The organism is Lysobacter yangpyeongensis, assembly GCF_042655745.1.
Classification (GTDB): domain Bacteria; phylum Pseudomonadota; class Gammaproteobacteria; order Xanthomonadales; family Xanthomonadaceae; genus Agrilutibacter; species Agrilutibacter yangpyeongensis.
This window is the reverse complement of record NZ_JBHSNM010000001.1, coordinates 1,099,267-1,107,911: the sequence shown is the minus strand read 5'-3', so window position 1 is coordinate 1,107,911 and position 8,645 is coordinate 1,099,267. Positions and strand designations below refer to the sequence as shown.

The 8,645-nt window shown below is 65.6% G+C and carries 6 protein-coding genes; 1 reads left to right on the top strand and 5 read right to left on the bottom strand.

Going from position 1 to position 8,645, the window contains the following annotated elements; genetic code table 11:
* Positions 1–246 precede the first annotated feature (246 nt).
* The 4 genes from rnfB to ACFPN1_RS04605 all read right to left on the bottom strand — a co-directional run bounded on the left by rnfB (position 247) and on the right by ACFPN1_RS04605 (position 3,979).
* Positions 247–654 (bottom strand): Rnf electron transport complex subunit RnfB, encoded by a 408-nt coding sequence (gene rnfB / locus ACFPN1_RS04620; RefSeq protein ID WP_386753392.1) that lies wholly within the window; start codon positions 652–654, stop codon positions 247–249.
* Between the two features lie 43 nt (positions 655–697).
* Positions 698–2,788 (bottom strand): methionine--tRNA ligase, encoded by a 2,091-nt coding sequence (gene metG / locus ACFPN1_RS04615; protein WP_386753390.1) that lies wholly within the window; start codon positions 2,786–2,788, stop codon positions 698–700.
* A gap of 193 nt (positions 2,789–2,981) precedes the next feature.
* Positions 2,982–3,428 (bottom strand): DUF2147 domain-containing protein, encoded by a 447-nt coding sequence (locus tag ACFPN1_RS04610; protein WP_386753389.1) that lies wholly within the window; start codon positions 3,426–3,428, stop codon positions 2,982–2,984.
* A gap of 104 nt (positions 3,429–3,532) precedes the next feature.
* Positions 3,533–3,979 carry a DUF2147 domain-containing protein gene (locus ACFPN1_RS04605; protein WP_386753388.1) on the bottom strand — a complete coding sequence of 149 codons (447 nt, stop codon included), beginning with the start codon at positions 3,977–3,979 and terminating at the stop codon, positions 3,533–3,535.
* Positions 3,980–4,140: 161 nt separating this feature from the next.
* On the opposite strand from ACFPN1_RS04605, the gene ACFPN1_RS04600 reads away from it, so the two are divergent.
* Positions 4,141–5,739, top strand: a complete 1,599-nt coding sequence (locus ACFPN1_RS04600; protein WP_386753386.1) for a tetratricopeptide repeat-containing sulfotransferase family protein — start codon at positions 4,141–4,143, stop codon at positions 5,737–5,739.
* 98 nt (positions 5,740–5,837) lie between these two features.
* Here ACFPN1_RS04600 and ACFPN1_RS04595 read toward each other — a convergent pair whose 3' ends face one another.
* Positions 5,838–8,633: a TonB-dependent receptor plug domain-containing protein gene (locus tag ACFPN1_RS04595; RefSeq protein ID WP_386753384.1), complete on the bottom strand. Its 2,796-nt coding sequence runs from the start codon at positions 8,631–8,633 to the stop codon at positions 5,838–5,840.
* Positions 8,634–8,645 lie beyond the last annotated feature (12 nt).

Below are 8,645 nucleotides of genomic sequence, written 5' to 3'. Positions count from 1 at the left end.
GGGGGCATGTTCCCCGCTTCGTTCTGGCGCAATGCGCTGCGCTTATTGCGCCCTACGGAACTGGGCAACGTCGATGCCATCGCCGATGCCGTAAGCTCCCCCGTAAGCTTCCCCGTCAAGCAGACACTGCAAAAGTAGAACTTCCCGCGCGAGTGATTCGGTACTCGGCGGGCGTAAGGCCACCGAGCGAGTCATGGCTTACGCTTGACGGGGGAGCTTACGGAGGAGGTCAGGAACTTGCGACAGCTATGGAACCGCGACCAACTCAATGCAATCCACCGGACAAGCCGGCACGCACAACTCGCACCCCGTGCACAACGGCTCGATTACCGTGTGCATGTGTTTGGAGCCGCCGATGATCGCGTCCACCGGGCAGGCCTGGATGCATTTGGTGCAGCCGATGCAGTCGGCTTCGACGATCAGCGCGACCTGCGGCGGTTTGTGCACGCCGCGCTCGCGGTCATAGGGTTTCGCAGCGACGCCCAGGACCCGGGCCAGGGCACGCGCGCCGGCATCGCCGCCGGGCGGGCAGCGGTCGATGCCGGCTTCGCCGCGCGCCATCGCTTCCGCATAGGGGCGGCAGCCGGCAAAGCCGCACTGGCCGCATTGGGTCTGCGGCAGGAGGCGGTCCAGGCGTTCGGTCAGATCGGTCATGCGGGATGCCCGCGGTCGTGGCCGCGGGCTCTTGCTGTGCGGATCAGCGGACAGGCATGCCCGGCGCGGCGCCGTTGTCGGCATCGAGCAGATGCAGGCTGCCGCCGTCGAATCCGGCCGACAGGATCATCCCTTCGCTCAGGCCGAAACGCATCTTGCGCGGGGCAAGGTTGGCGATGAACACGACGTTGCGGCCGACCAGCTTCTCCGGCTCGGCGTAAGAGCCGCGGATGCCCGAGAAGATCTGGCGCTTGCCCAGTTCGCCGGCATCCAACTCGAAGCGCAGCAGCTTGTCGGAGCCTTCGACGAACTCGCAGGCGAGCACCTTGCCGATGCGCAGGTCCAGTTTGGCGAAGTCGTCGATGCCGATGGTGGCGGCAGCAGCGGACTCGGGGGCGGCGGCCTTGGCGGCCGTCGCCTGTGCGGGCGCGGTCGCCGTGGCGTTCGCGTTGCCAGTGGCATTGCCGTTGGCCGGCGCGGTCTGCAGGTTTTCCTTGGAAGCTTCGATCATGGTCTCGATCTGTTTCGGATCAATGCGGGTGAAGAGCGGGGTGTAGGCGGCGATGCGGTGGCCCAGCAGCGGGGCGCGCAGCTCGTCCCAGTGCGCCACCGGCGCCTGCAGGAAGACCTCGGCCTGCGCGGCCACGCGCGGCAGCACTGGCTTCAACGCAGCGGCCAGCACGCGGAACAGGTTCAGTCCCTGGGTGCATACGGCGTGCAGTTGCGCCTCGCAGCCTTCCTGCCTGGCCAGCACCCACGGCTTGTGTTCGTCGATGTACTTGTTGGCCTCGTCAGCCAGCGCCATCGCCAGGCGCAGTGCGCTCGCAGCCTCGTTGCGGCCGTATGCCTCGGCGATCGGCGCGAACTGCTCGGTGAAGCGCGCGTACTGGGCCGCATCGGGTAAGTCCGCGGCGAGCACGCCGTCGAAGCGCTTCTCGATGAAGCCGGCGCAGCGGCTGGCGAGGTTGACGAACTTGCCGACCAGGTCCGAGTTCACGCGGGCGGTGAAGTCGGCGAAATTGAGGTCGACGTCGTCCACGCCGCCGGAGGTCTTGGTCGCGAAGTAGTAGCGCAGCGCTTCCGGGGCGAGGCCGTGGTCGAGGAAGGTGCGCGCCATGATGAAGGTGCCGCGCGACTTCGACATCTTCTCGCCGTTCACCATCAGGTAGCCGTTGACGTGCAGGCGGGTCGGCGCGCGATGGCCGGCGCCGTGCAGCACCGCGGGCCAGAACAGGCCGTGGAAGTTGACGATGTCCTTGCCGATGAAGTGGTGCATCTCGCTCGTAGTGCCCGGCGCGAGGTAGCGATCGAAGTCGATGCCTTCGCGCTCGCTCAGTGCCTTGAAGCTGGCGAGGTAGCCGATCGGCGCGTCCAGCCAGACGTACAGGTACTTGCCGGGATGGCCGGGGATCTCGAAGCCGAAGTAGGGCGCGTCGCGCGAGATGTCCCACGCGCGCAGGCCGCCTTCGGCGTCCAGCCATTCCAGCAGCTTGGCCTTCACGCCCGGCGTGGCGACGTCGCCGGAGAGCCACTCGCGCAGGAAGTCGCTGAAGTGCGCGACGTCGAAGAAGAAATGCTCGGACTCGCGGATTTCCGGCGTGGCGCCGCTGATGACCGAGCGCGGGTCCTTCAGCTCGGTGGGCGAATAGGTGGCGCCGCAGTTCTCGCAGTTGTCGCCGTACTGGTCAGGCGTGCCGCAGTTGGGGCAGATGCCCTTCACGTAGCGGTCGGGCAGGAACATGCCCTTGAGCGGGTCGTACAGCTGCGACACCGAGCGGCGCTCGATGTGGCCGTTGGCTTCCAGCTGCAGGTAGAAGCGTTCCGTGAGTGCCTTGTTGTGCGCGGAGTTGGTCGAGTCGTAGTGGTCGACCACGACGTCGAAGGCGCGCAGGTCGCGCTCGTGCGAATCCTTCATGCCGGCGATGAACTGCTCCGGCGTCACGCCCGCCTTCTCGGCGGCCAGCATGATGGGCGTGCCGTGGGTGTCGTCGGCGCTGACGAAGTGCACCGAATCGCCGGACATGCGCCGCGCCCGCACCCAGATGTCGGCCTGGATGTAGCCCACCAGATGGCCCAGGTGCAGCGCACCGTTGGCGTAGGGCAGGGCGAAGGTGACCAGAAGATCGCGGGACATGGCGACGGCAGTTGCGAGGGGGGCGCGATTATCGCATGCGACTGCTTCGGCCCCGGCGCCATGCCGGGACGTCCTCGCGGACATCGATCCGCCGGGCGTCATCGCGCCAGGCGTGCTTCCATTGAGTGCGCTGTTCAGTGCGATCTGCCGAGTGCCGCCCGCTGGTGCGCTCAGGCCGGGGCGCGATGCCGGATCAGGGTTCGCGCAGCCATTCCTGCGAGCGGCAGATGAAGGCGATGCAACCGGACACACCCAGCCGGTTGCCGCCGTCGAGCAGGCGCAGCTTTGACCGGTAGGCCTTGCCGCGCTCCGGATCGAGCACCATGCCGCCGCCCCAGCCCTCGTCGGTCGGCTTGAGGCCCCACAGGATCACCATGCCCTTGATGGGCTGGTTGTGGTTGCTGCCCGTGCATTTGTCGCACAACGGGTTCGGGCCGTCCTTGGTGTCGAGGATCTCCACGACCTTGCCCGCGTAGCTGCCATCGCGCGCGAGGTAGACCTCCACCACGGACTTGGGCTTGCCGGTGTCGTCGTCGATCGTGCGCCAGCGCCCGGTCGGCGCTGCGTGCTGGGCCTGCACGACGGCAGGAATGGCGAGCAGCAGGCCGAGCAGGAATTGCAGGGGCAGGGTGGGTTTCATGGGCGCGGTATCCGGGCGGTGGCCGTAACGAGCAGCGTCGGTGGTCAGCAAAGGAAACGGCCCGACAGTGCGGGCCGTTCCATGATCTGCAGTTGGCGTGCGGCTCAGTGTTCGCGCGTCCAGGTCTGGTGCTTGCAGATGAAGCCCAGGCAGCCGTAGACGTTGATCTTCTCGCCGCCGTCGGTCAGCTCCGCCTTCGACTTGTAGGTCTTGCCGTTAGAGAGCTTCAGCACCGTGCCGCCGGAGAAGGCGTTCTCGCCGTCGGGCTTGAGGTTCCAGAGGATGACCATGTCCTTGATCGGCTTGTCCTTGTTCGCACCGGAGCAGGACGTGCAGGTCGCATTGGCGGCGAACAGCGTCTCGACGACCTTGGCCGCGTAGGCACCGTTCTTGGCCTGGTAGATGTCGACGATCAGGCGCGGCTTGCCCGTTTCCTCGTCGTAGGTCTTCCAGCGCCCGACCGGCGAAGACTGCGCGAAGGCGGCGATGGAAGTCGCCAGCAGCGGCAGGGCCAGCAGCGAGCAGAGCAGTTGGGTACGCAGGTTGCGCATTGATCGGTCCCCTCCGGAGGTGTGATATTCGCGGTCCGGCTGGAGCCGCGACGCCGTCTTTATAGCGCATCCGGTGGCGAATGGTGCCTCGCGCGGGCGCGCCCGTTGCCGTCCGTTCCGGCGCGCGGCGGGCCGGTCGGCGCATGGCCTAGTATTCGTGAATGACTGTCTCTCCGAACCCTCCCGCGAACGATCGCGCAAAGGCCTACGTCGACGCTGTAGACGCACTCAATCGCCAGGACTGGCGCACCGCGCTGGCTTTGGCGCAGCGCCTGATCCAGCAGGCCCCCGGGCTGGCCGGCGTCCATTACGTGGCCGGCGTGGCCGCGCTGAACCTGTCCGACCTTCGCACCGCCGTTGGGCATCTCCAGCAGGCGGTGCGGCTCGATCGCAAGCGCGCCGACTATCTCGCCCAGCTGGCGCGTGCGCTCGGCATGGCGCAGCTGATTCCCGAAGCGGTGGAGGCGGCGGACGCGGCGGCCGCCAACGGTCCATCCGACCCGCAGACGCTCAACACGCTCGCCGTGGTCTATACGCAGGCCAACGCCTACGCGAAATCCGCGGAGATGAACCGGCGGGCGGTGGCCCTGCAACCGGATTCGGCGGCCTTCCGCTTCAACCTGGCCACCTCGCTGACGTTCTGCGGCGACCTCGACGGCGCCGAGGCGCAGTACGAGGCGTGCCTTGCCCGGCAGCCCACGCACTGGCAGTCCCACTTGGGGCTGTCGCAACTGCGACGCCAGAGCGCGCAGGGCAACCATCTGGAGCGGCTGCACCGGCAACTGGCGGATGTCGGTGATGATCGGATGGGCCGGCTGTACCTGCATCTGGCACTGTCCAAGGAATACGAGGACCTGGGTGACACGGAAAACGGCTTCCGGCACCTGTGCGAAGGCAAGGCCGCCGGACGAGGCGACAGGAGTTACGACGCCGCACGCGACGAGGCCCTGTTCGCCGCCCTCATGGCCAACTTTGAATCGCTACCTCAAGGCGCAACCGGAGCCGAGAACGACGAACCCATCTTCGTCATCGGCATGCCGCGTACCGGAACAACGCTAGTCGATCGGATCCTGTCCAGTCATCCCGACGTGCATTCGGCCGGCGAGCTGCCCAACTTCGGCGTGGTGCTGAAGCGCGCGTCCGGCAGTCGCACCCCGCAACTGCTCGACGAGGACACCATCGCTCGCGCGGGTGTGCTGGACTGGAAACGGGTAGGCGAGGCCTACATCGCCAGCACGCGTCCTGGTACCGGTCACCGTCCGCGCTTCATCGACAAGCTGCCGCAGAACTTCCTCTATGCCGGCCACATCGCCCGCGCGTTGCCCAACGCGCACATCGTGTGCCTGCGACGCAATCCCATGGATACCTGCCTGAGCAATTTCCGGCAGTTGTTCCAGGTCGGTTCGGCGTACTACGACTACTCCTTCGATCTGTTGGGCACCGGGCGTTACTATCTTTTGTTCGACCGCCTCATGGCGCATTGGCAACGGGTGATGCCCGGACGCATCCTCGAAGTGCAGTACGAAACACTGGTCTCCGAGCAGGAAGCGACCACGCGGGCATTGCTCGCACATTGCGGACTAGGTTGGGACGAGCGTTGTCTGCGTTTCGAGGACAACCAGGCGCCGGTGGCGACGGCTAGCGCGGTCCAGGTCCGCTCGCCCATCTACCGCAGTTCGTTGCAGCGCTGGAAGCGTTACGAAACCCAGCTGGCCGGGCTGCGGTCGCTACTGGAAGCGGGCGGCGTGCAGGTGGAGTGAGACTGCAGGAAAAACGCGTGGCTGCGTCGTGCTATGCGGTCACGCCAAAAAAGAAGCCCGGCATTGCCGGGCTTCTTCGTTAACACGCGAGGCTCGCGTCAGTTGAACTTGTAGTCGAACTGCACGAACACTTCGCGGCCCACCGGGCTGAACTGACGCCAGAAGAACGGGTACGTGTTGAAGGTGTCGTCGCGCGGATGGATGCGGTCGAACACGTTGTTGATGTACAGGCCGACGGTGGCCTTTTCCGTGATCTCCTTCGAGACGTTCAGGTTCCACAGGATCTGCGGACCGATGCGACCGGTTTCCGCCCAGTTCGGCAGCGAGCCCCAGCGGGTGTAGTACACCGCCGTGGTCCAGTCGTTCTTTTCCCACACCACGTTGCCGCTGATGCGGCTGCGGTTGTTGAAGAACTGGGGATGGTCGCGGATGTCGATGACGGGTTCGCCATCGAACTCCTGCTGTTCCAGCTTCAGCACGTGCGTCCAGTTCAGGCCGAAGGTGAAGTCGCCCATGCGATCCGTGTCGATCTTGTAGCGCCACGCCGCGTCGATACCCGACGTGCGGTTGAGCGACTGGTTGATCGGGAACGAACGGAACTCGGTCACGTCGCCATCGTTGAACGGACCGCCTGCGTCTTCGCGGGTGACCAGACCGGTGTAGAACTGGCAGAGCGCCGAGCTCGGATCGACCGGTGCACCGTCGCGCGTTTCGCCCAGGAGGCAGTCGGCTTCGTTGCGGAACAGCAGTCCGGAGATATCGGACACCGCGTCACGCAGCTCGATGTTGTAGTAGTCCATCGAGATCGACATGTTGTCGATGACGTCCCACACGAAGCCCACGGTCGTCGACTTGCCCTTTTCGGCGTCCAGGTTGCGGTCGCCCGAACGGGTGCCCTGGACCTGATAGTTGTAGTCGTTGCCGCTGCAGGGATTGGTGGGATCACGCGGATCGAAACCATCCGCGCGGCACTTGTACTCGTCGAAGATCGAAGTGAAGAACCCGGATTCCTCGGCGTAGATGTAGTGCATGTCCGGCGCGCGGAAGCTCGTGCCGTGGCTGCCGCGGATCAGGAGGTTGGAGAACGGGCGCCATTCCAGGCCGACCTGCCAGGTAGTGGCGTCGTCGATGGCGCTGGCGTCGACGTACTTGTCCCAACGGCCGGCCGCGCTGAGCTTCAACGAGTCGAGGACGGGGACGCTGAACTCCACGCCTGCGGCGTAACGGTCGCGATCACCGCGGCCACCGGTGCTGGTCAGATTGAAGATCGGCTCCGGACCGGTGTAGTTCGGGTTGGTGCGCGGATCGGGGTTGATCTCGTACTTCTGGGTGGCGGCTTCGAGGACCGCCGCCATGCCCACCGCGCCTGCCGGCAGTTCGAAGAGGTCGCCCGAGACCACGAAGTTGGCCTGGTTGACGCTCGTCTTGGCCTTGTCCTTCACGATCGTGTTGAGCGAAGCGAAGGTCGCCGGATCGATCGGGTTGTAGAAGCGATCGATGTTGAGGTTATAGGCATCGTAGCCGTAACCCAGGATGTCGCCCCCAGCAACGGGTTCGAGGAAGTAGTCCTGCAGCGGGTTGGCCAGGAAGCGCGGCTGCCGGCTGTCGAGGTCGTACTGTGCACGGGACAGGGTCGCATCCCAATCGAAGCGGCCGTCGGCGAAGCTGCCGCGCAGGCCGGTCGCGAAGTCGTACGACTTCTCTTCGATCGTTGTCACCAGCGCGCCGCCGGTTTCTTCCGGCGTGAAGATGCGCTGCAGCTGGACGTAGGAGCCCGGGATGCCGAACTGTTCCAGGAACGGCGATTGCAGGTTGGCCAGGTACAGGCCACCGGTGGACCAGAACTGCACGCCGCTGGTCAGCTTGGCCTTGGCGCGAGTGTGGTACAGCTGGATGAAGCCCGTCAGGTTGTCCGTGAAGTCCATCTCGCCATTGACGTAGAAGGACTGGTTGCTGTCGCTGTTGCGGATTGCCTGCGTGGCCGGGTAACCGAAGTAGCCGCAACGCGGGCCGGTGTACACGGCGGACGTTTCGAAGAAGAAGGTATCGAATTCGCCGAACCGACTGCAGGTCTCCTGCGCTCCGTCGGGGAAGATCCGGTTGCTGTCGAACAGGTCGAAAGCGAGCAGGCCTTCCACCGGGTTGACGTCGTCATCCGGAACGGAAGGATCGTCGAGGTAGGAATCCATGAAGTCGCGCTGGCTGGCGTACAGCGCTTCGCGCTCCAGCGACTCGAACGCATAGGTCACGCTCCAGTTGTCGCCGGTCTTGCCACCCACCCACTGCACCTGGCCGGTATCGCCACCGCCACGGGTGGTGGTGCCGGCGCGGACCGTGAGCTGGTCGCCGTCGTAGTTCTTCTTGAGGATGATGTTGACCACGCCGGCGACCGCATCCGAACCATAAATGGCTGATGCACCGCCGGTCAGGATCTCGATGCGCTCGATCGCGGCGGCCGGGATGTTGGCAAGGTTCGTCGCGTTGGATTCGCTGTTGTACGGCAGCGGGTAATCGGCGGCGCGACGGCCGTTGATCAGGATCAGCTGGTAACCGGGGCCGAGGCCGCGCAGGTTGAGGAAGCTGGCGTTCGGCGTGAAGCCGTTCTGCGTCATCTCGTTCTGGACGCTGCCGGTGAACTGGGTCAGCGTGTTCAGCGCGTCGTAGACGGTGGTGAAGCCTTCCTTCTCGATGTCGCCCGCGGTGATCACGGTCACGGGTGCCGGACCTTCGACAGTCGCGCGCTTGATGCGCGAACCCGTGACGACCACGGCGTCGACCTCCGTCGCGCTCTGATCCGCCTGGGTGGTCTGGTCCGCAGGCGCCTGAGCGGCTTCCTGGGCGAGGGCACCGCCAGCGGCCGGCGCGAGCAGCGCGGCGAGCAAAGCGGTGGTCAACCGGCTGCGATG

Excerpts from the sequence above, each read along its gene's own strand:
- metG (WP_386753390.1), bottom strand. The coding sequence starts at position 2,788 with ATGTCCCGCGATCTTCTGGTCACCTTCGCCCTGCCCTACGCCAACGGT.
- ACFPN1_RS04605 (WP_386753388.1), bottom strand. The coding sequence starts at position 3,979 with ATGCGCAACCTGCGTACCCAACTGCTCTGCTCGCTGCTGGCCCTGCCG.
- rnfB (WP_386753392.1), bottom strand. The coding sequence starts at position 654 with ATGACCGATCTGACCGAACGCCTGGACCGCCTCCTGCCGCAGACCCAA.
- ACFPN1_RS04610 (WP_386753389.1), bottom strand. The coding sequence starts at position 3,428 with ATGAAACCCACCCTGCCCCTGCAATTCCTGCTCGGCCTGCTGCTCGCC.
- ACFPN1_RS04600 (WP_386753386.1), top strand. The coding sequence starts at position 4,141 with ATGACTGTCTCTCCGAACCCTCCCGCGAACGATCGCGCAAAGGCCTAC.